The organism is Streptomyces sp. NPDC051064, assembly GCF_044455985.1.
Lineage (GTDB): Bacteria > Actinomycetota > Actinomycetes > Streptomycetales > Streptomycetaceae > Streptomyces.
This window is the reverse complement of record NZ_JBITFK010000001.1, coordinates 488,650-508,881: the sequence shown is the minus strand read 5'-3', so window position 1 is coordinate 508,881 and position 20,232 is coordinate 488,650. Positions and strand designations below refer to the sequence as shown.

Genomic DNA, 20,232 nt, shown 5'->3' with positions numbered 1-20,232 from the left:
CACTACGGCCGGCATATGCCTCAGTCGCCGGCCGGGCTGGACGCCTTCGCCCCCGCCCCGGCGGGTTCCGTGCCGGCCCGGGGCTTCAGCTCGGGCGCCTGGGAGGGCGGCCTCCGCAAGGCGCGCAGACGGCTCGCGGAGGGGCGCCGCCCCACCCGCTTCGGCAGCCGGTGCGGCAGCGAGCCGTACCAGGCGTAGGAGAGGGAGATGCCGAACGCCAGGCAGGCCATCCCGCCCACCGCGTCCAGCCAGAAGTGGTTCGCCGTCGCCACGATCACGACCAGCGTCGCCACGGGGTAGAGGGCGCCCAGGATGCGCGCCCAGGGGGCCTTCGCCAGGACGCATATGGTCAGACCGCACCACAGGGACCAGCCGATGTGCATGGACGGCATCGCCGCGTACTGGTTGGACATGTGCTTGAAGTTGCCCGAGGCCATCGAGCCCCACGTCTGGTGCAGCACCACTGTGTCTATGAAGCCGCCGCCGGTCATCAGCCGGGGCGGTGCCAGCGGGAAGACGTAATAACCGAGCAGGGCCACCGCCGTGGTGGCGAAGAGGGCCAGACGGGTGGCGGCGTAGCGGCCCGGATGGCGGCGGAAGAGCCAGACGAGCACACCGATGGTCACGACGAAGTGCAGGGTCGCGTAGTAGTAGTTCATCGACACGATCAGCCATGTCACCGAATTGACGGCCTGGTTGACCGTTTCCTCGAAGGCGAGGCCGACGGTGTGCTCCAGCGACCAGATCCAGTCGGCGTTCCGCAGGGCCGCGGCCTTCTGCTCCGGAACGGCGTTGCGCACCAGCGAGTAGAGCCAGTAACTCACCGCGATCAGCAGGATCTCGAACCAGAGACGCGGGCGGCGCGGCGCGCGCAGCGCACGGAGGGAGAGGTGTGGGCGGCGCATACGTGAGGGGATGATCGCTCTCGTCGAACCGGACGCCGTCGTTCCGTCCGCGACGGGTGACGGGGTGGCCGCCGTGCGGTCTTCCTGTGTGGTCACGTGCGATTCACCCATAGGCGCAGAGTCTGCCAGATACGTCCCCCTCCGCCCGATGATCCTCCGATCGGGTTCCGGTCGCACATCCAGTACTTTAGACCGCCCGGCGTGCCGAGGAGGGGCCCGGGCCCGAGGCGGTCGAACCGCGTACGACCAGTTCGGGCATGAACACGAACTCGCTGTGCGGTGCGGGCGTGCCGCCGATCTCCTCCAGCAGGGTGCGGACCGCGGCCTGGCCCATCGCCGTCACCGGCTGCCGGATCGTGGTCAGCGGCGGATCGGTGAACGCTATGAGGGGCGAGTCGTCGTACCCGACCACCGAGAGGTCACGCGGAACCTCCATCGACAGCCGGCGGGCCGCCCGGATCGCGCCGAGCGCCATCATGTCGCTCGCGCACACCACCGCGGTGCAGCCGCGTTCCATCAGCGCCGAGGCGGCCGCCTGGCCGCCCTCCAGCGTGTACAGGGAGTGCTGGATCAGCTCCTCCACGGAATCGGCCGTGAGGTCCAGCTGCTCCTGCATCGTGGCGTGAAATCCCTCTATCTTGCGGAGCACCGGCACGAAGCGCTTGGGCCCGACCGCCAGCCCGATGCGCTGATGCCCCAGCGCCACCAGGTGCGTCACCGCCAGCCGCATCGCCGCCCGGTCGTCGGGGGAGATGAACGGGGCCTGCACCTTGGAGGAGAAGCCGTTGACCAGCACGAAGGGGACGCCCTGCGCGCGCAGTTGCTCGTAACGCTGCATGTCGGCGGAGGTGTCGGCGTGCAGTCCGGAGACGAAGATGATCCCCGAGACGCCGCGGTCGACCAGCATCTCGGTGAGCTCGTCCTCGGTGGAGCCGCCCGGCGTCTGCGTCGCCAGCACCGGCGTGTAGCCCTGCCTGGTGAGCGCCTGGCCGATGACCTGGGCCAGCGCGGGGAAGATCGGGTTCTCCAGCTCGGGCGTGATCAGCCCGACGAGACCGGCGCTGCGCCGGCGCAGCCGGACGGGGCGTTCGTACCCGAGGACGTCGAGCGCCGCGAGGACGGATTCACGGGTGGCCGCTGCAACACCGGGCTTGCCGTTCAGAACGCGGCTGACCGTCGCTTCGCTGACCCCCGCCTGAGTTGCGATATCGGCAAGCCGTGCGGTCATGGCACTGGACTGTACCGGGCGCGTGTCGGATTGCCCACCATGCACGGGATTCGGGCCATCCGCCCCGGCGATCACCGGTCGGAGGTCTCCCCGCAGCAACATCTTGCAAGGCCTTGCGAGGGCTGTCCCGGCCACCCCGGTCGGATCGCCGTACAGCCGCTGCAACAGGCCTGGCCAGGCATGGGCAGGGCGAAGGAGCTCCCGTCAAGAGGCTTGACGGCAACCTTGCGGACACGCCAATGTAACGATCAGCAGCGCTTGCAGAAATCTTCCGCAAAGTCTTTCGGTCGTCTTTCATCCTTGTTACGTTCACGTCGACCCGGCGCCGCGACGGAGCGGTACGGCAGTTGAAGGAGTTCAGATGCGACGTGGCATAACGGCCACCGCCCTGGTCGCGACCCTGGCGCTCGCGGCGACCGCTTGCGGAAGCGACGACGAGTCCGGCGGCAGCAAGAGCTCGGGCGAGCTCTCGGGCACGGTGACGTGGTGGGACACCTCGAACGTCGGCAGCGAGGACAAGGTCTTCAAGAAGATCGCCGAGGGCTTCGAGAAGAAGCACCCGAAGGTCGACGTCAAGTACGTCAACGTCCCCTTCGGCGAGGCGCAGAACAAGTTCAAGAACGCGGCCCAGGCCAACTCCGGCGCCCCCGACGTCATCCGCTCCGAGGTCGCCTGGACCCCCGAGTTCGCCGACCTCGGCTACCTGGCCCCGCTGGACGGCACCGCGGCGCTGAAGGACGAGGGCGACTTCCTCGAGCAGGCCGCCGCGTCGACCGAGTACAAGGGCAAGACGTACGCGGTCCCGCAGGTGATCGACTCCATGGGCATCTTCTACAACAAGAAGATGTTCAAGGACGCCGGCGTCGAGCCGCCCGCGAAGATCGCCGACCTGAAGAGCATCGCCAAGAAGATCAAGGAGAAGACCGGTAAGACCGGTCTCTACCTGCGCGGCGACGACTCGTACTACTTCCTCTCCTTCCTCTACGGCGAGGGCGGCGACCTGGTCGACGCCGGCTCGAAGACCGTCACCGTGGACAACGCCGAAGGCACCAAGGCGTTCGGCGTCGTGAAGGACCTCGTCGACTCCGGGGCGGCCAAGACCGACGCCACGGACGGCTGGGAGAACATGATGTCGTCGTTCAAGAACGGCGACGTCGCGATGATGATCAACGGCCCCTGGGCCGTGGCCGACACGCTGACCGGCAAGGAGTTCACCGACAAGGCGAACCTCGGCATCTCCACGGTGCCGGCCGGCTCCGCCGCGCAGGGTGCCCCGCAGGGCGGCCACAACCTCGGCGTCTACGCGGGCTCCAAGAACCTGGACGCCTCCTACGCCTTCGTCGAGTACATGACCTCGGTCGAGACCCAGGCGCAGACCGCCGGTGAGCTGAACCTGCTGCCGACCCGCACCTCCGCGTACGCCAAGAAGGAGGCCGTGGACAGCGAGATCGTCCAGTTCTTCAAGCCGGTCGTCGAGACCGCGGTCGAGCGTCCCTGGATCCCGGAGACCGGCAGCCTCTTCGCCCCGCTGAACGTCGAGTACACCAAGGTCCTCACCGGCCAGACCACGCCGGAGAAGGCGGCCAAGGCGACCGGCGACTCCTACCGCAAGCTCCTCAAGGGCTGGAAGTAACTCAGGAAGGCAGGCCGACTGATGGCTGTCCACACCAGCCAGTCGGTGGCGAAGGCCGCGGGCGACGACGTCGTCCGCGGCCGGAGCCGCGGTACTGGTAACCCCCCGCCGCCGAGCAGGCTCCGGCGCGCCCTCTCGGTCCACTGGTACGCCTGGACCATGGTCGCCCCGGTCGTGCTCGTGATCGGCGTGATCATCGGCTACCCGCTGGTCCGCGGAATCTGGCTGTCGCTGACCGACGCCAACGAGCGCAACGTCGCCCGGTCCATCGGCGTCAACGAGATGCCCGCCACCTACGAGTTCGTGGGCCTGGACAACTACGCCGACGCGCTGACCGGCAGCCAGTTCCTCGGGACGCTGGGCTGGACGCTGGTGTGGACAGTCTCCTGCGTGGCCATCACCTTCTGCCTGGGCATGGCCCTGGCCAACATCCTCAACCGCAGGATCGTCGGCCGCTCCGCCTACCGCATGGCGCTGATCCTGCCCTGGGCCATCCCCGGCTTCGTCTCCGTCTTCGCCTGGCGCTTCCTCTACAACGAGAACAACGGGCTGCTCAACAAGATCCTCGGCGGCGCCGGGATCGACGGCATACCCTGGCTGAACGACCCCACCTGGGCCAAGTTCTCCGTCATCGCCGTCAACGTCTGGCTCGGTGTGCCGTTCATGATGGTCGCCCTGCTCGGCGGACTGCAGTCGATCCCCTCGGAGCAGTACGAGGCCGCGGAGATGGACGGTGCCACCGCCTGGCAGCGCTTCCGCCACGTCACGCTCCCCGGACTGCGCCCGGTCTCCACCACGGTGGTCCTGCTCTCCACCATCTGGACCTTCAACATGTTCCCGGTGATCTTCCTGCTGACCCGCGGCGGACCCGGTGAGGCCACCCAGATCCTGGTGACCCAGGCGTACAAATTCTCCTTCGAGATCAGCCCGCGCGACTTCGCGCAGTCCTCCACCTGGGGCGTGCTGATCCTCGTACTCCTGATGCTCTTCGCCATGGTGTACCGGCGAGTGCTCCGCACGCAGGGAGACAACTGGTGACCACCGCTACGGCAACCTCCGCCCGGCGCAGCGCCCGCAAGGTCCGCAAGCGCGGCGACCGCTCGCCGGCCGCCTCCCTGGCCCTGCACCTCACCCTGATCATCACGTCGGTGATCGCGGTCTTCCCGGTGCTGTGGGTCCTGCTGACCTCGCTGAAGCCCGCGAAGTTCGCCTCGACCACGGACTTCTTCAAAGAGACGACCTTCGAGAACTACACGAACCTGATCAAGGACACCGAGTTCCTGAGCTGGTTCGCCAACTCCGTGATCGTCGCGGGGCTCTCCACCGTCATCGGTGTCTTCGTCTCCGCCACCACCGGCTACGCCGTCAGCCGCTTCCGCTTCCCCGGCAAGCGCGGGCTGATGTGGACCCTGCTGGTCACCCAGATGTTCCCGGTGGCCGTCCTCATCGTGCCGATCTACAACATCATGTCGACGATGGGCCTGCTCAACCAGCCGGCCGGACTCGTCATCACCTACCTCACCATCTCGGTGCCCTTCTGCGCCTGGATGATGAAGGGCTTCTTCGACACGATCCCGCGCGAGATCGACGAGTCGGGCCAGGTCGACGGACTCACCCCGTTCGGCACGTTCTGGCGGCTCATCCTGCCGCTGGCCAAGCCCGGCCTCGCCGTCACCGCCTTCTACTCCTTCATCACCGCCTGGGGCGAAGTGGCGTACGCCTCCGCGTTCATGGTCGGTGACGAGAACCTCACGCTCGCCGGCGGACTGCAGAAGTTCGTCAACCAGTACGGAGCCCAGTGGGGCCCGATGACCGCGGCGTCCGTGCTCATCGCGATCCCGGCCGCGCTGGTCTTCCTCTTCGCGCAGAAGCACCTGGTCACCGGCATGTCCGCCGGAGCCGTGAAGGGCTGACGCGCAGTCCCGCACGACCGTACGAGCGCACCCGTCACGGCGGCGCCGGCTCCCCGACCCGGTCCCGGCGCCGCCCACCACCCCCAGACACCCCAGGGACGACATGACCCAGCACCTCGCTGCCCCCTCCACCGGCACGTCCGACGACGCCCCGGGCCACCGCACCGGCTGGTGGCAGGACGCGGTGATCTACCAGGTGTACCCGCGCAGCTTCGCCGACGGCAACGGCGACGGCATGGGGGACCTCGCGGGTGCCACCGCGCGGCTCCCGTACCTCCGGGACCTCGGTGTGGACGCCGTCTGGCTCAGCCCCTTCTACGCCTCGCCGCAGGCCGACGCGGGCTACGACGTCGCCGACTACCGGGCGATCGACCCGATGTTCGGCACGCTCCTCGACGCCGACGCACTGATCCGCGAGGCCCACGGCCTGGACCTGCGCATCATCGTCGACCTGGTCCCCAACCACTCCTCCGACCAGCACGAGTGGTTCAAGCGCGCCCTCGCCGAGGGCCCCGGCTCCGCCCTGCGCGAGCGCTACCACTTCCGCCCCGGCAAGGGCACCGACGGCGAACTCCCGCCCAACGACTGGGAGTCCATCTTCGGCGGCCCGGCCTGGACCCGGACCACCGACCCGGACGGCACCCCCGGCGACTGGTATCTGCACCTCTTCGCGCCGGAGCAGCCCGACTTCAACTGGGAACACCCGGCCGTCGCCGACGAGTTCCGCTCCATCCTGCGCTTCTGGCTCGACATGGGCGCCGACGGCTTCCGCGTCGACGTCGCCCACGGCCTCGTCAAGGCGGAGGGCCTGCCGGACCTCGGATCGCACGACCAGCTGAAGCTGCTGGGCAACGATGTCATGCCGTTCTTCGACCAGGACGGTGTGCACGAGATCTACCGCAGCTGGCGCACGATCCTCGACGAGTACCCCGGCGACCGCATCCTCGTCGCCGAGGCGTGGACCCCCACCGTCGAGCGCACCGCCAACTACGTGCGTCCCGACGAGATGCACCAGGCCTTCAACTTCCAGTACCTGTCGACCGCCTGGGACGCCGCCGAGCTGCGCACCGTCATCGACTCCTCGCTCGACGCGATGCGTCCGGTGGGCGCCCCCACCACCTGGGTGCTCTCCAACCACGACGTCACCCGGCACACCACCCGCTTCGGCAACCCGCCGGGCCTGGGCACCCAGATCCGCACCCCCGGCGACCGTGAGCTCGGCCTGCGCAGGGCCCGCGCGGCGACCCTGCTGATGCTGGCCCTGCCCGGCTCCGCCTACGTCTACCAGGGCGAGGAGCTCGGCCTCCCCGACGTCACCGACCTGCCCGACGAGGCCCGCCAGGACCCGTCCTTCTTCCGCGCCGAGGGCCAGGACGGCTTCCGCGACGGCTGCCGGGTGCCGATCCCGTGGACCCGCGAGGGCAGCTCGTACGGATTCGGCGACGGAGGCAGCTGGCTGCCGCAGCCCGACAGCTGGGGCGAGCTCTCCGTCGAGGCGCAGACCGGCACGGAGGGCTCCACGCTGGAGCTGTACCGCGCCGCGATCGCCGCCCGGCGCGAGCACCCGGGCCTCGGTGCCGGCACGGACGTCGAGTGGCTGGACGCCCCCGAGGGCGTGCTCGCCCTCGGCCGCCCCGGCTTCGTCTGCACCGTCAACACGACGGGCGCGCCGGTACGGATCCCCGCCCCCGGCACCCTGCTGCTCGCCAGCGGCCCGGTGACCGCCGACGGCGACACGGTCGAGCTGCCCGCCGACACCACGGTGTGGTGGACGGTGTGACAGTCCCCGCACCCAGGACCGGACCGGCGCTGCGGCTCTCCGACATCGCCGGTCAGGCCGCGGTCAGCGAGGCCACCGTCAGCCGGGTGCTGAACGGGAAGCCGGGCGTCGCGGACACCACGCGTCAGCGGGTGCTCGCGGCGCTCGACATCCTCGGCTACGAACGGCCCGTACGGCTGCGGCAGCGCAGCGCAGGACTGATCGGGCTGGTGACACCCGAACTCACCAACCCGATCTTCCCGGCGTTCGCGCAGTCCGTGGAGCAGGTGCTCGCGGGGCACGGCTACACGCCCGTGCTCTGCACCCAGCTGCCCGGCGGCGCGACCGAGGACGAGCTCGTCGAACAGCTCGTCGAGCGTGGAGTGGGCGGCATCGTCTTCCTGTCCGGGCTGCACGCCGACACCTCGGCCGACCCGGCGCGCTACGCGGCGCTCACCGACCGGGGTGTGCCGTTCGTCCTGATCAACGGCTACAACGAGCGCATCAGCGCCCCGTTCGTCTCGCCCGACGACCAGGCCGCCGTACGCATGGCCGTCGGCCATCTCGCCGAGCTCGGCCACCGGCGGGTCGGCCTGGCGATCGGGCCGCAGCGCTATGTGCCCTCGCGCCGCAAGCGTGACGGCTTCGTCGACGCGGCCGTCTCCCTGCTGGGCCTGGACCGCGAGGAGGCCGAACTCCTCGTCTGTTCCACCCTGTTCAGCGTCGAGGGCGGTCAGGTCGCCGCTGGCGCCCTGCTCGACGCGGGCTGCACCGGCATCGTCTGCGGCAGCGACCTGATGGCGCTCGGCGTGGTCAGGGCGGCCCGGGGGAGGGGCCTCGACGTACCCCGCGACGTCTCCGTCGTCGGCTTCGACGACTCCCAGCTCATCGCCTTCACCGACCCGCCCCTGACCACGGTGCGCCAGCCGGTGCAGGCGATGGCGGCGGCGGCGGTCGGCGCGCTGCTGGAGGAGATCGCGGGAAGCCCCGTGCAGCGCACGGAGTACGTGTTCCAGCCGGAGCTGGTGGTACGGGGGTCCACCGCGGCGGCGCGCGCCTGAACGGGCGCGGAAAGCGGGGCCGGGTCCGGAGGGGGGACCCGGCCCTTCGCGTTCCCCGGTGCCGGGAACCGGCGTATATCGCGGGCGTATCGAGAACCGCATACGCCGGCGCGACGGCCCTCCGGCTCCAATGGGGTCATGAACGACAACGCATCCCTGCCGGCGCCGCCCCGACGCACGCGCACGATCGTGCTCCTGGGTCTGGCGGCCCTCGGCCTGGCGAGCGCCCTGTTCGTCGTGCGGGGGCCGCTCATGATGGCCGCTCCGAGGTGCGTGGCCGGGCGGTGGCACGGCTGCTTCGACACGTTCAACGGCGTCGTGCTCATGACGCTGGTCGCGCTTCCGTTGTCCGTGCTGGTGGCGTGGGCTCTGGCGCACCGGCGGCGTGCCGTCGGCGTCACATCGGCGTGGCGGACGTCGCTGGCCGAGGTGGGCATGGTCCACGGGTCGGTGCCGTTCCTGTGGATGACCATGATGCCGGGCGCCGGGGCCGGTGTCGTCCCCGGCCGGGTGAGCCTGGTACCGCTGCGGGACCTGGTGACGATGGGGCCGCTCGGGACCGTCGGCAACCTGCTCGTCTTCGCGTCCCTGGGGTTCTTCGCCCCCATGCGTTTCGCAGCGCTGGCGTCCGTCCCGCGGATCCTGGCGCTCGGGGCGGGCTGCTCGGTCCTCGTCGAAACCGCGCAGTACGTCCTGCGGCTGGACCGGGTGTCCTCCGTGGACGACGTACTCGTCAACGCCACCGGCGCCGTGCTGGCCGGCCTGGCGTCGCGCCGCTGGTGGCGCACCACGGCGGAAGCGCCGTCGGACCGGCCCCGCCCCGCGCCGGCGCCTGCGCGGGCAGGCTGATGCCGGGTCTCCGGTGTGCACGCGTCCATGCCCTCGCCGGCCGGTCTTAGGCTTCGCACATGCGCGTACTGATCGTGGAGGACGAGCCCTACCTGGCCGAAGCCGTCCGTGACGGTCTGAGGCTGGAGGCGATCGCCGCCGACATCGCCGGCGACGGTGACTCCGCCCTGGAACTGCTCAGCGTCCACTCGTACGACCTCGCGGTCCTCGACCGCGACATCCCCGGCCCCTCCGGCGACGAGGTCGCCCGGCGCATCGTGGCCTCGGGCAGCGGCATCCCGATCCTCATGCTCACCGCTGCCGACCGGATCGACGACAAGGCCTCGGGGTTCGAGCTCGGCGCCGACGACTACCTCACCAAACCGTTCGAGCTGCGGGAGCTCGTCCTGCGGCTGAGGGCGCTCGACCGCAGGCGTGCGTACGCCCGGCCCCCGGTCCGCGAGATCGCGGGCCTGCGGCTCGACCCCTTCCGCCGGGAGGTCTTCCGCGACGGACGCTACGTCGCGCTCACCCGCAAACAGTTCGCCGTGCTGGAAGTCCTCGTCGCCGCCGAGGGCGGGGTCGTCAGCGCCGAGGAACTGCTGGAACGGGCCTGGGACGAGAACACCGACCCCTTCACCAACGCCGTCCGCATCACCGTCTCCGCACTGCGCAAACGGCTCGGCGAACCGGGGATCATCTCCACGGTGCCCGGCGTCGGCTACCGGATCGACACCGGTACGGCCACCACCGCCCCCGGCAGTCCGCATGCGTAGACGCCCCGGTCTCAGCGCCCGGCTGAAACTCACCCTCAGCTACGCCGGGTTCCTCGCCGTCGCGGGCGCGCTCCTGCTCGCCGTGGTGTGGATGTTCCTGCTGCGCTACGTACCCGACAACTCCCAGGGCCTTCTCGGGACCTCGCCCAACCGCTACCTCCTCGTGCGCATGTTCGCCCCCGCCGCGGCCGTGGCCATGGGCCTCCTGCTCGTGATCGGCCTCGCCGGGGGATGGGTCCTCGCCGGCCGGATGCTCGCACCGCTCACCCGGATCACCGCCGCGGCGCGGCTGGCCGGGGACGGATCGCTGGCCCACCGGATCCGCATGGAAGGCCGCCAGGACGAATTCCGTGAACTCGCCGACACGTTCGACACCATGCTCGAACAGCTCGAGTCGCACGTCGCCGAGCAGCAGCGGTTCGCCGCGAACGCCTCCCACGAACTGCGCACCCCGCTGGCCATTTCGCAGACGCTGCTCGACGTCGCCCGCAGGGACCCCACCCGGGACCGCGGCGAACTCCTCGAACGCCTGCAGGCTGTCAATACGCGCGCGATCGACCTCACCGAGGCCCTCCTGCTGCTCGGCCGCAGTGACCGCGGAAACTTCACCCGCGAGAGCGTCGACCTCTCCCTCACCGCCGAAGAAGCCGCAGAGACCCTGCTCCCCCTCGCCGAACGCCGCCGGATCACGCTCGACGTCACCGGGGGAGCCGCCCGCACCAGAGGCTCCTCGGAGCTCCTGCTGCGGATGGTGACGAACCTCGTCCAGAACGCCGTCGTCCACAACCTGCCCACCGGCGGTACCGTGACGGTCCACACCGAAGCGCATGGCGACACGAGCGTGCTGCGGGTCGAGAACACGGGCCGTCGGCTCCCGCCGGACCTGGTGCCGACCCTCACCGAACCCTTCCAGCGCGGAACGGAACGCGTACGCAGCGACGAGCACGCCGGCGCGGGCCTCGGCCTGGCCATCGTGCACAGCATCGTCCGCGCCCACGACGGGGCCCTCGACCTCGCGCCCCGCCCCACCGGCGGGCTGGCCGTCACGGTGCGGCTGCCCGGCATGGCGTAGGGGAATTCAGCTCCCGGAGGCGTACGTCACGAAGGCTTCCCACGTGGTGGGGGTGAAGCGGAGGCGGGGGCCGGGCAGATCCTTGGAGTCGCGGACGTGCACGGTGCCTGGTGCGGCCGCCACCTCGACGCAGTCGTTGCCGTCGCCACTGCTGCTGTAGCTGCTCCTGAGCCACTCCAACTCCGTGGCTTCCTCTGCAGAGGCCTTGTGGATCATGTCTCTCCCAGCAGTTGCTCAATGAAGGCCAGTGACTCACGTGGCGTAAGAGCCTGCGCCCGGATCATGCCATAGCGCAGTCCAAGGATTCGGAGTTGCTTCGGGTCGGACACCGGACGACCGCTGAACGCCCCCTCGGAACGGCCCACCGCGCTGCCGTCGGGAAATCTCAGCACCTCGATCAACCCGCCCGTCCCAGGATGCTCTTCCCGATGAGTAGGCATCACCTGGATTGCCACGTTCCGCAACCGCCCCAGCTCCAACAGGCGTTCGAGCTGGCGGCGTAGAATCATTGTGCCTCCGACGGGACGGCGTAGCGTCACCTCTTCCTGGACGAAGCTCAGCGATGGTGCGGGGGCCCGATCGAAGATGGACCGTCGAGCCAAGCGAGCGGCCACCACCCGGTCCATCTCGTCCTGCGTATAGGCCGGCAACCATGAGGAGAACAGCGCCCTCATGTGCTCCTCGGTCTGCAACAAGCCGTTGATGTTGTGGTGGTGGTACGCCTCCAACTCGATGGTCTTGGCTTCCAGCCTTGCCAGATCCCGCACCTTCTTCGGATACCGGACCTCTGCCAGCTCCCGCTTCATCATGGCGAGCTTCCCGCCCGCGCCGAGCACCTCGTCCGCCCTGTCCAGGAACTCCGGGCGGGGGATGCGCCGGCCGCCCTCCACCTTGTAGACGAGATCCTCGCCGTACCCGATCGCGGCGCCGAACTCACCGGCCCGCATGCCGGCCGCCTCCCGCCAGGCCTTGATCTGTCGGCCCACCGTGGCGGCCATGGCTACTCCCGGCTCGTCGTCGGGATCGACGTCCCAGCCGGGCTCGTCAGCCCGGTCGCCCCCACGTGCCGTAACAGCCTCATCCACGCTCATCCGTGCCCCGCTTCCCGACGCGTCTGCCGTTCTCGCACCAACCTCTGTCGTCCCCTGCGCGTCACCCCGGACAGCCGGGACAGCACTGGACAAGGACTGGACAATCACCGTACGTAACCGTGCTGCCACTCCTCACGGTAAGCAAAAAAGGCCACGCTGAGTGACGTGACCCAAGAAATCACCCGAACCGAACATTCCGCTCCGACGCGGCAGTTCACCGTGCTGCTCTCTCCCACCCGCCGTGGCGTCAGGCTCGCCCGCCTGCTGGCCACGGCACAGCTGGGCGACTGGGGGCTGGCCACGGAGCCGGCGGCGAACATCGTGGCTGAACTGGCCGCCAACGCAGCCGTGCACGGCCGCGTACCGGGCCGGGACTTCCGGCTGGGCATCGCGGTCCACGGGGGTGCGCTTCTCCGTATCGAGGTGACCGACACCCTGGGTGATCGGCTTCCTCCTGCGCCCGGGGCCGTCGAAATGCCCGGGGAGGGGGCGGAGTCGGGGCGCGGCCTGCTGATCGTCGGGGCGCTCGCGGACCGCTGGGGCGTCGAGGTCGGCCCCGCGCCGCGAAAGTCGGTCTGGGCCGAACTCGACCTCGTACGGTGACCGCTGCCACCGGGTCGCGGGAACCCACGACCCGGTGGGCCGTGACGCGGTGGCCGCGACGCTAAAAGCTTTGAAAGAACTCGGGAAAAAGACCCTTCCCAACCCAACCCGCCCCAATGCGTGCTTCGTCACTCACTCGGGTGACATAAGGCAACTGAGCTGGATTTGGCACGTGTTGCCGGGTATATGCTCGCCCCGACCGCCACAGACATGCGACGGCCCCCGACAGGACTGGAATCCCGATCGAGGGCCTGACCACCGAGGAAGAGCAGAGGCTTCCCGATGGGTACCCAGCAGATTACCGCGGTCGCCTGGCCGTGCACATCCAGTCGCTGCCGACCGGAGCGAAGATCGGCATCAAGCGTCTCGCCGAACGCTTCCCGGAGAGTGAGACACGTATCGCCGCCGCCCTGCGGGAGTTGGAATCGACGGGTTACCTGCACCGCAGCCGCGTACGCCTCGCCGACGGCCGCATCGTGACGCGTACGGTCTCGTACAACCAGCCGGGAGCGGAGGTCGCTGCCGCCGGTGCTGCTCAGCCCGCCCCGACACCGTCCGGCACGCGCTCACCGCCGACCTACCCGTCCCGCTCAAGCACCCGGCCAAGCTCCTGCGGCACCGCATCACCGCCCTGCTCCCGCCGCCACTGCCCGGCGCACGCGAGCTGGAGGCCACACGCCCCGGCGTGATCGTCATCCCGCTCCAGAACTGCGACCGCTGCGACCGCGCCTTCCGCTCCCGGCACCCCGACCCCTGCCGCGACTGCCGCACCGACCTGTCCACAGCCGCCTGATCCCGAACGGAAACCCATGGTCAGCGCACCGCACGAAGCGATGCACCGCATCTTCCAGGAATACCCGGGCCTCTTCTCCCAGCTCTCCGACGTCCTCGGGCTGCAGTTGCCGCCCCTCGTGTCGGCGGAGCTCCTGACCGTCGACCTCACCGAGAACGAGCCGCTCGAACGGCGCGTCGACACCCTCCTGCGCATCAGGACGGAGAACGACGGCCCTTTTCTCCTCGTCGTCGAAGCCCAAGGCAAGAAGGACCCCGGCAAAACAGCCAGCTGGCCGTACTACGTCACCTACCTCAACAACAGGTACAGGCTCCCGGTCCTGCTCCTCGTCATCTGCCAGGACCACGCGACAGCCGCATGGGCGGCCCGCCCTCTCACGATCGGCCTGCCCCAATGGCCGACCGTGACCACCCGCCCCCTGGTGGCGGGGCCGCACAACATGCCCGTCATCACGAACGTGGCCGAAGCCCGGAAGGACCTCGTGCTCGCCACGCTCTCGGCGATCACGCATGCCGACAATCCGGACGTCGATGCGATACTGAAGACGATGTCCGTCGCCCTGCGCGACGCGCCGGAATCGCTCGTTGAACCACTCGTCGAATTCATCGCACAAGGCCTGGGCAACCGCCCTGCCGCGCAACAGTGGAGGAACCTGGTGGCCGTGGATCTCTCCTTCTACACCTCGCCGCTCTCCGAGGAAATCCGCGACGAAGGCCGCGCAGAGGGCCGTGCAGAGGGCCGCGAGAAGGGTCACGCCGAGGGGCAGGCCGAGGCTCTTCTGCTCATCCTCGAGGCGCGCGGTATCGGCATCACGGACGCCACTCGGGAGAGGATTTCCGCCTGCGGTGACCCGGATCTTCTCCGCCGATGGCTGGTGCGAGCGGCGTTCGTCGCAGCCTCGGACGAGATCTTCGACGAGGAGACCTCCGCCGATCGGTGACGTGTGGTTGCGCCGTCGGTTTCCCTACGTGCGCCCGAATCGACTCCGCCGCACGAGTGAAGGAACCTGGTGACCGTGGATCTCTCCTTCTACATCTCGCCCCTCTCCGAGGAGATTCGGGAGAAGGGCCGCACCGAAGGCCGCACCGAAGGCCGCGCACAAGGCCGCGCCGAGTCGGTTCTGCTCCTGCTCGGTGCACGAGGCATCGCGATCAGCGACCGGACCCGCGAAAACATCACGACCTGCATCGATCCGGAACTCCTCAGCCAGTGGCTGGTCCGCGCAGTCGTCGCCGCCACAGCCGATGAAATCTTCAGCGAGGAGACCTCCGCCGATGAGCAACGGGGTCCGGTCCGGGTGATGTGACTCCGGACAGAGGCGGTGATCCGAGAGGCGCATATGGTGATCCCCTCGACGACTCGGCGGGGGGGTACGCCATGGAGATCACCGTCCAGTGGATACGGACGTCCTGGACGAAGGAGTCCCGGGGAGGGGAGAGCGCCTCGCGCAGGAACGCGGCTCCGGTCGGCTTCGCTCTCCCGCCTCCCGAGACGGTCACCTCCGCGCACGTGATCCGCATGCATGAGCGTGACGGCTTCGAGCCCTACGACGCCCAGGCGGACCGCACCACAGTCGATGTCCAGCTACGGGAAGCCGACGGACGGCTACGGGTCCTCCCGCGGGTCCAGCCCTTGTTCGCCCTGCCGCCCCGGCCTCGACGGCCCCCGGCAGTGCGGCTCGTCCCCGGCCAGTGGGTGCGCTGGCAGCTCAACTACCGCTTCAGCAGTGCCATGGGGATCCGGGGCTGGTCGTACTGGCTGGACACCTTCAACATCGCCTACGGCCCGGTGCTCACCGATGTGTTCCTGTCCACGCCCACCACGTTCATCGACGAGCAGGGACCGCTCCGATAGCCAGCACGTACAGGCGCCTGTGCGGCTCCGACGTGAACCCACACCTCGAACGGGAAGGCGGGACATGAAGAAGCTGGTGGAGACGGCCGTCGCGGAGGCGCTCCGTGACGGGGGCGACGAGGTGATCCGCCTGTACGTCGCCGCCTGCACCGAACGCATGGCGCCACTGTTCATCGGCTTGCGAGCGAGCACGCCGGGGCGGGAATCCCACCTGGACTTCTACGCGGAGTCCGTACGCGACCTCTGGCACGCCGACCGGCCGCTCGCCGACGCCGCCGAGCGCGTACGCCGGCTGGAGCGGTTCCCGGAGCTTCAGGCGAACGAGGAGGGGATCACCGATGTCGTCGACACCTACGCCTTCTTCGCCGTCCTCACCCTGCGGCACGCCCTGCCGGCCCACGGCTCGGGAAACGCTGATGACGCGGTGTCCTGCGGCCATGTGGTGCTCACCGCGATGGGGATGCTGGACCAGAACGTGACGGGGGCCGGCCTTCTCGTCGAGGAGCAGCGGCTCCAGTCCCTCTCGTCGAGCGGTGACGCGGCAGGGCTGTGGGACGCGAGCGTCACCGCGGGACGAGAGAGGTTCCGTGCCGTACTGGGCCGCCTGCCCCGCTGAGCGCCACCGGGAGGTCAGACGGTCAGCGCCGCAAGCTCCGCGTCGGCGCGCTCGGTAACCAGGGCGAGGACGCGTCCGGCGGCGGCCAGGTCCTCGGCGGGTATCCCGCCCCAGATGCGGGTGCTGAGGGGAGCGGTCTCCGTGCCGACGGCGGCGAGCAGTTCGCGCCCCGCGTCTGTGGGGCGAAGGTGCGCGCCGTCCGCATCGAGCAGTTGCTCGGCGAGCAGTTCGTCGAGGGTGGCGCGGATGCCGGCCGGATCGGCCTTGAGGTAGCCCTGGACCTGGGCGACGAGATCGTCCGGCGTCTGCGGGGCGTCGGTGGTGATGGCGGCGCGCAGGACGATCTGCTGCTGGAACGTGCTGCCGTGCCGGGCCAGGACGTGCTCCAGGACCCCGCGGGCGGCGTAGTGGGCCAGGCCGAGGGTGCGGGCGTCGGCGACGGGTCCGGTGGTGGACGTAGTGGTCATGGTGTTGTCCCCTGAGTGCTCTCGTCGTTCGGTACGGATGGAGCGATGGGTACATCGAGCAGGGTCATCAGCTCGTCGGTGAACGCGCGCGTCCGCGGGGCGTCGAGGCCGCCGAGCGGCTCCAGCAACTGCTGAAGCAGTCCCTGGACCACCACGATGGCCCGCTGTACGACGGCCTGGCCCTGCTCGGTGAGGGCGAGCTGTACGGCGCGCGGGTCGCGGGGATCGCGGGTGCGCTCGATCAGGCCGGCGGACTCCAGGGCGCGCGCCAGCTTCGAGACGTACAGCGCCTCCAAGCCGGTGTGGTCGGCGAGTCGGCGCTGACTGGGCCGCTCGCCGACACGTTGCATGCCGTGCAGTGACGCGGCCAGTGCGTACTGCGCGTGGGTGAGGCCCAGCGGTGCCAGCGCGCGATCGACCGCGACACGCCACTTGTTGGCGAGCCGCCACACCAGGAAACCGGGTGTGGGGCCCGGCGAACCCTTACTCATGGCGAATAGAGTACTTGGCTACTATGTCCATGGCTACTATTTTCGGATGGGGCGGCGGCGGGAGGCCGGAGCAGCCGCTTCAGGCGAGCTCCTTCCGGGACGGAACGACGACCCCGTCACCGAGTACCGGCGCCGCTTCCGGACCGGCAGGGCCTGAGCGGCGTCACCTCGGCCCCCGGCGATGTCAGGCGGAAGCCGAGAGCGCGGCAGCGGTCTCCCGTGCGAACGCGTCCGGGTTGTCCAGCATGACGTTGTGCCCGCAGTCCTGGACCGGGACCACCCGCACACCGGCTTCGGCGAGCGCCCCGGCCCCGGCGGGCGCGCCGTCGGCCTCCGGGTACAGGAAGGTCCTGGGGATGCTCAGCTCCAGCAGCAGCTCACGCATCGTGGGGGTGGTCCCGCGGGTGAGGTGCACCGCGGTGCGGTGGAGGCCCGCCAGGCCGGCCAGCCGCATCGTGGACCACCAGTGGGGGCCCGCCAGGTCGCGGATCTGCCGCCACCCGCCCGCCAGGAAGTCGGCCTCGGAGAGCGCGGCGATCCCGCTGCTTCCCAGGGCACCTGGTACGGGCGTCACAGGGTCGAGATTCGCGTCCACCAGGACCAGCCGCGACACCAGCCGCGGGTGACGAACGGCCAGGACCACGGCGACGGAGCCGCCCATGCTGTGCGCCACCAACTCCGCCCCGGTGACGCCCGCGTGCGTCAGGGCGGCGGCCAGCGCGTCAGCGTGTGATTCGAGGCGGTAGTCGAAGTCCGTCGGCCGGTCACTGATGCCGTGCCCCAGCAGGTCGACCAGCAGAGACCGGCGGCCGGCGAGCAGCGGGTGGGCGGCGGCCTGGGCGAAGTAGGCGGGGGAGGTGGCGCCGAGGCCGTGCACATAGACACGGGCGGGCTCCGTCCCGGGCAGCTCCACCCATCGGATCTGGTCCCCTTCGGGGGTTACGGCAGCATCGCGCACGCGTCGCCCTCCCACTCCTTTGACCGGAAGAGCGTACGAGACGCCGCGGGCAACGCGCGGGAGAGGTCCGGAAGTCGGCCCGGGATGGGCCGGCGGGGAAGCGACGTCCGGACCTCTCCGCGCAGTGACCGGCCCGGCCGGCCGGGCGCGTGGGGCCCGGGGTGCCGGACCCCCGGCCGGCCGGGCCGGAGTCGGGACGAACTTAACAGCCCCGCAATATTTTGCGTAAGACCTTGCAGGAAGAAATCTCCAGGATTTCGCGGATGTGAGCGGGACGTGATCGCGTCGTGTCCAGGGGGTTGACCAGGGCAGGTCGGACTCGTACGGTCTGCCGCACACGAAGTTTTGCATCCTTGCTGCAAGAACCTTCATGAGCCTTGACGGCACGGCGCGTTGCCACGTGAGGCTGCTCCGCCATCCCCGCACTTCCCCCACCGCAGGAGGAACGTCATGGCACGCAGACCCTTGTCTGCCGCGCTCGCCCTCGCCACGGGCGCCGCAGTCCTCGCTGTCCCCGCCGGGTTCGGCGCCGGGACCGCCCAAGCCGCGCCGCCCGGCGAGAAGGACGTCACCGCGGTGATGTTCGAGTGGAAGTTCGACTCCGTGGCCAAGGCGTGCACGGACAGCCTCGGCCCCGCCGGCTACGGCTACGTCCAGGTCTCACCTCCCCAGGAGCACATCCAGGGTGGCCAGTGGTGGACCTCCTACCAGCCCGTCAGTTACAGGATCGCAGGGCGCCTCGGTGACCGTACGGCCTTCGCGAACATGGTCCGCACGTGCCACGGCGCGGGCGTCAAGGTCATAGCCGACTCGGTCATCAACCACATGTCGGCCGGATCGGGCACCGGCACCGGCGGGTCCTCGTACAGCAAGTACGACTACCCCGGCCTCTACTCCGTCAACGACATGAACGACTGCCAGTCGCAGATCAACAACTACGGCGACCGCGGCAACGTACAGAACTGCGAACTGGTCGGCCTCGCCGACCTGGACACCGGCGAGGACTACGTACGCGGCAAGATCGCGGGATACCTCAACGACCTGCTCTCCCTCGGTGTCGACGGCTTCCGCATCGACGCCGCCAAGCACATGCCGGCCGGTGACCTCGCCGACATCAAGTCGCGGCTCAGCAACCCCGGCGTGTACTGGAAGCACGAGGCCATCCACGGGGCCGGCGAGGCCGTCTCTCCCACCGAGTACCTCGGCAGCGGCGACGTCCAGGAGTTCCGCTACGGCCGCAGCCTCAAGCAGGTCTTCAACAACGAGAACCTCGCCAACCTGAAGAACTTCGGCGAGGGCTGGGGCTTCATGGAGTCGGGCAGGTCCGCCGTCTTCGTCGACAACCACGACACCGAGCGCGGCGGCGACACCCTGAACTACAAGGACGGCGCCAACTACACCCTGGCGAATGTCTTCATGCTGGCCTATCCCTACGGCTCGCCGGACGTCCACTCCGGCTACGCGTGGTCCGACAAGGACGCCGGCCCGCCCAACGGCGGTCAGGTGAACGCCTGCTACAGCGACGGCTGGAAGTGCCAGCACGCCTGGACCGAGATCTCCTCCATGGTCGGCTTCCGCAACGCCGCCCGCGGTCAGGCCGTCTCGAACTGGTGGGACAACGGCGGCGACCAGATCGCCTTCGGCCGGGGCTCCAAGGCGTACGTGGCCATCAACCACGAGAGCTCCTCGCTCAGCCGTACGTTCCAGACGTCGCTGCCCGCCGGTGACTACTGCGACGTCCAGTCCGGCAAGGGCGTCACCGTCAACGGCTCCGGACAGTTCACCGCCACCCTCGGCGCGAACGCCGCCCTCGCCCTGCACGTCAACGCCCGCACCTGCTCCGGCGGCGGCACCGACCCCGGCCCGGGCCCGGGAAACGGCCAGTCCGGTGCCTCCTTCGGCGTCAACGCCACCACCCAGCCCGGCCAGAACATCTACGTCACCGGCAATCAGGCCGCGCTCGGCAACTGGGCGCCCGGCAGTGCGCCGAAGCTCGACCCGGCGACGTACCCCGTCTGGAAGCTCGATGTCGCCCTGCCCGCCGGGACGCCGTTCGAGTACAAGTACGTCCGCAAGGACGCGAGCGGCAACGTCACCTGGGAGAGCGGAGCCAACCGCACCGCCACCGTGCCCGCCTCCGGCAAGGTCGCCCTGACCGCCGACGTCTGGCGCAGCTGAACCACA

At 69.7% G+C, this 20,232-nt stretch carries 21 protein-coding genes and 1 pseudogene; 15 read left to right on the top strand and 7 right to left on the bottom strand.

What is annotated here, in order from left to right; all coding sequences use genetic code 11:
* Window positions 1–20: 20 nt before the first annotated feature.
* Window positions 21–1,016: a phosphatase PAP2 family protein gene (locus ACIBCU_RS02350; protein ID WP_362934011.1), complete on the bottom strand. Its 996-nt coding sequence runs from the start codon at window positions 1,014–1,016 to the stop codon at window positions 21–23.
* A gap of 76 nt (window positions 1,017–1,092) precedes the next feature.
* On the bottom strand, window positions 1,093–2,133 hold the full coding sequence (locus ACIBCU_RS02345; RefSeq protein ID WP_362934008.1) for a LacI family DNA-binding transcriptional regulator: 1,041 nt from the start codon (window positions 2,131–2,133) through the stop codon (window positions 1,093–1,095).
* 361 nt (window positions 2,134–2,494) lie between these two features.
* Here ACIBCU_RS02345 and ACIBCU_RS02340 point away from each other — a divergent pair, with 361 nt between their 5' ends.
* The 8 genes from ACIBCU_RS02340 to ACIBCU_RS02305 all read left to right on the top strand — a co-directional run bounded on the left by ACIBCU_RS02340 (window position 2,495) and on the right by ACIBCU_RS02305 (window position 11,175).
* Window positions 2,495–3,766, top strand: coding sequence for an extracellular solute-binding protein (locus ACIBCU_RS02340; protein ID WP_362934005.1), 1,272 nt, complete (start codon window positions 2,495–2,497; stop codon window positions 3,764–3,766).
* Between the two features lie 21 nt (window positions 3,767–3,787).
* The gene (locus ACIBCU_RS02335; protein ID WP_362934002.1) at window positions 3,788–4,804 is read left to right on the top strand and encodes a sugar ABC transporter permease; all 1,017 of its coding nucleotides are present in this window, start codon (window positions 3,788–3,790) and stop codon (window positions 4,802–4,804) included.
* Window positions 4,801–5,679, top strand: coding sequence for a carbohydrate ABC transporter permease (locus tag ACIBCU_RS02330; RefSeq protein WP_362933999.1), 879 nt, complete (start codon window positions 4,801–4,803; stop codon window positions 5,677–5,679). Before ACIBCU_RS02335 ends, ACIBCU_RS02330 begins: the two co-directional genes overlap by 4 nt.
* Window positions 5,680–5,782: 103 nt before the next feature.
* A complete protein-coding gene (locus ACIBCU_RS02325) occupies window positions 5,783–7,459 on the top strand; it encodes a glycoside hydrolase family 13 protein (RefSeq protein ID WP_399228653.1) in 1,677 nt (558 codons plus the stop codon).
* Window positions 7,444–8,499, top strand: coding sequence for a LacI family DNA-binding transcriptional regulator (locus ACIBCU_RS02320; RefSeq protein ID WP_362933994.1), 1,056 nt, complete (start codon window positions 7,444–7,446; stop codon window positions 8,497–8,499). Before ACIBCU_RS02325 ends, ACIBCU_RS02320 begins: the two co-directional genes overlap by 16 nt.
* A 138-nt stretch (window positions 8,500–8,637) precedes the next feature.
* Window positions 8,638–9,348, top strand: a complete 711-nt coding sequence (locus tag ACIBCU_RS02315; RefSeq protein ID WP_362933991.1) for a VanZ family protein — start codon at window positions 8,638–8,640, stop codon at window positions 9,346–9,348.
* 59 nt (window positions 9,349–9,407) lie between these two features.
* Complete coding sequence (locus ACIBCU_RS02310; protein WP_362933988.1) at window positions 9,408–10,103, top strand: response regulator transcription factor; 696 nt, start codon at window positions 9,408–9,410, stop codon at window positions 10,101–10,103.
* Entirely contained in the window at window positions 10,096–11,175 is a 1,080-nt protein-coding gene (locus ACIBCU_RS02305; RefSeq protein ID WP_399228648.1) for a sensor histidine kinase, read from the top strand. Before ACIBCU_RS02310 ends, ACIBCU_RS02305 begins: the two co-directional genes overlap by 8 nt.
* Before the next feature lie 6 nt (window positions 11,176–11,181).
* Here ACIBCU_RS02305 and ACIBCU_RS02300 read toward each other — a convergent pair whose 3' ends face one another.
* On the bottom strand, window positions 11,182–11,391 hold the full coding sequence (locus ACIBCU_RS02300; RefSeq protein WP_399228645.1) for a DUF397 domain-containing protein: 210 nt from the start codon (window positions 11,389–11,391) through the stop codon (window positions 11,182–11,184).
* On the bottom strand, window positions 11,388–12,266 hold the full coding sequence (locus ACIBCU_RS02295) for a helix-turn-helix domain-containing protein (RefSeq protein ID WP_399228642.1): 879 nt from the start codon (window positions 12,264–12,266) through the stop codon (window positions 11,388–11,390). The genes ACIBCU_RS02300 and ACIBCU_RS02295 overlap by 4 nt, the downstream gene beginning before the upstream one ends.
* A gap of 165 nt (window positions 12,267–12,431) precedes the next feature.
* Here ACIBCU_RS02295 and ACIBCU_RS02290 point away from each other — a divergent pair, with 165 nt between their 5' ends.
* From ACIBCU_RS02290 to ACIBCU_RS02265, 6 genes and pseudogenes are all read left to right on the top strand, one after another.
* Window positions 12,432–12,869 (top strand): ATP-binding protein, encoded by a 438-nt coding sequence (locus ACIBCU_RS02290; protein ID WP_399228640.1) that lies wholly within the window; start codon window positions 12,432–12,434, stop codon window positions 12,867–12,869.
* Window positions 12,870–13,120: 251 nt separating this feature from the next.
* Window positions 13,121–13,662, top strand: a pseudogene (locus tag ACIBCU_RS02285) (hypothetical protein).
* Between the two features lie 16 nt (window positions 13,663–13,678).
* Window positions 13,679–14,602 carry a hypothetical protein gene (locus ACIBCU_RS02280; protein WP_399228637.1) on the top strand — a complete coding sequence of 308 codons (924 nt, stop codon included), beginning with the start codon at window positions 13,679–13,681 and terminating at the stop codon, window positions 14,600–14,602.
* A gap of 75 nt (window positions 14,603–14,677) precedes the next feature.
* Complete coding sequence (locus ACIBCU_RS02275; RefSeq protein ID WP_399228635.1) at window positions 14,678–14,968, top strand: hypothetical protein; 291 nt, start codon at window positions 14,678–14,680, stop codon at window positions 14,966–14,968.
* Window positions 14,969–15,039: 71 nt separating this feature from the next.
* The gene (locus ACIBCU_RS02270; protein ID WP_362933967.1) at window positions 15,040–15,516 is read left to right on the top strand and encodes a hypothetical protein; all 477 of its coding nucleotides are present in this window, start codon (window positions 15,040–15,042) and stop codon (window positions 15,514–15,516) included.
* Between the two features lie 64 nt (window positions 15,517–15,580).
* Window positions 15,581–16,132, top strand: coding sequence for a hypothetical protein (locus tag ACIBCU_RS02265; protein WP_399228632.1), 552 nt, complete (start codon window positions 15,581–15,583; stop codon window positions 16,130–16,132).
* A gap of 14 nt (window positions 16,133–16,146) precedes the next feature.
* Here ACIBCU_RS02265 and ACIBCU_RS02260 read toward each other — a convergent pair whose 3' ends face one another.
* The 3 genes from ACIBCU_RS02260 to ACIBCU_RS02250 form a co-directional block, all read right to left on the bottom strand.
* On the bottom strand, window positions 16,147–16,599 hold the full coding sequence (locus ACIBCU_RS02260; protein WP_399228630.1) for a MarR family transcriptional regulator: 453 nt from the start codon (window positions 16,597–16,599) through the stop codon (window positions 16,147–16,149).
* Window positions 16,596–17,090 (bottom strand): MarR family winged helix-turn-helix transcriptional regulator, encoded by a 495-nt coding sequence (locus tag ACIBCU_RS02255; protein WP_399228628.1) that lies wholly within the window; start codon window positions 17,088–17,090, stop codon window positions 16,596–16,598. Before ACIBCU_RS02255 ends, ACIBCU_RS02260 begins: the two co-directional genes overlap by 4 nt.
* Before the next feature lie 184 nt (window positions 17,091–17,274).
* Window positions 17,275–18,048, bottom strand: coding sequence for an alpha/beta fold hydrolase (locus ACIBCU_RS02250; protein WP_399228626.1), 774 nt, complete (start codon window positions 18,046–18,048; stop codon window positions 17,275–17,277).
* 450 nt (window positions 18,049–18,498) lie between these two features.
* Here ACIBCU_RS02250 and ACIBCU_RS02245 point away from each other — a divergent pair, with 450 nt between their 5' ends.
* On the top strand, window positions 18,499–20,226 hold the full coding sequence (locus ACIBCU_RS02245) for a carbohydrate-binding module family 20 domain-containing protein (RefSeq protein ID WP_399228623.1): 1,728 nt from the start codon (window positions 18,499–18,501) through the stop codon (window positions 20,224–20,226).
* Window positions 20,227–20,232: the final 6 nt, after the last annotated feature.

Coding starts and splice junctions, on each gene's coding strand:
- ACIBCU_RS02350 (WP_362934011.1), bottom strand. CDS start 1,016: ATGGGTGAATCGCACGTGACCACACAGGAAGACCGCACGGCGGCCACC.
- ACIBCU_RS02345 (WP_362934008.1), bottom strand. CDS start 2,133: ATGACCGCACGGCTTGCCGATATCGCAACTCAGGCGGGGGTCAGCGAA.
- ACIBCU_RS02340 (WP_362934005.1), top strand. CDS start 2,495: ATGCGACGTGGCATAACGGCCACCGCCCTGGTCGCGACCCTGGCGCTC.
- ACIBCU_RS02335 (WP_362934002.1), top strand. CDS start 3,788: ATGGCTGTCCACACCAGCCAGTCGGTGGCGAAGGCCGCGGGCGACGAC.
- ACIBCU_RS02325 (WP_399228653.1), top strand. CDS start 5,783: ATGACCCAGCACCTCGCTGCCCCCTCCACCGGCACGTCCGACGACGCC.
- ACIBCU_RS02315 (WP_362933991.1), top strand. CDS start 8,638: ATGAACGACAACGCATCCCTGCCGGCGCCGCCCCGACGCACGCGCACG.
- ACIBCU_RS02310 (WP_362933988.1), top strand. CDS start 9,408: ATGCGCGTACTGATCGTGGAGGACGAGCCCTACCTGGCCGAAGCCGTC.
- ACIBCU_RS02305 (WP_399228648.1), top strand. CDS start 10,096: ATGCGTAGACGCCCCGGTCTCAGCGCCCGGCTGAAACTCACCCTCAGC.
- ACIBCU_RS02300 (WP_399228645.1), bottom strand. CDS start 11,391: ATGATCCACAAGGCCTCTGCAGAGGAAGCCACGGAGTTGGAGTGGCTC.
- ACIBCU_RS02295 (WP_399228642.1), bottom strand. CDS start 12,266: ATGAGCGTGGATGAGGCTGTTACGGCACGTGGGGGCGACCGGGCTGAC.
- ACIBCU_RS02280 (WP_399228637.1), top strand. CDS start 13,679: ATGGTCAGCGCACCGCACGAAGCGATGCACCGCATCTTCCAGGAATAC.
- ACIBCU_RS02270 (WP_362933967.1), top strand. CDS start 15,040: ATGGAGATCACCGTCCAGTGGATACGGACGTCCTGGACGAAGGAGTCC.
- ACIBCU_RS02265 (WP_399228632.1), top strand. CDS start 15,581: ATGAAGAAGCTGGTGGAGACGGCCGTCGCGGAGGCGCTCCGTGACGGG.
- ACIBCU_RS02260 (WP_399228630.1), bottom strand. CDS start 16,599: ATGACCACTACGTCCACCACCGGACCCGTCGCCGACGCCCGCACCCTC.
- ACIBCU_RS02255 (WP_399228628.1), bottom strand. CDS start 17,090: ATGAGTAAGGGTTCGCCGGGCCCCACACCCGGTTTCCTGGTGTGGCGG.
- ACIBCU_RS02245 (WP_399228623.1), top strand. CDS start 18,499: ATGGCACGCAGACCCTTGTCTGCCGCGCTCGCCCTCGCCACGGGCGCC.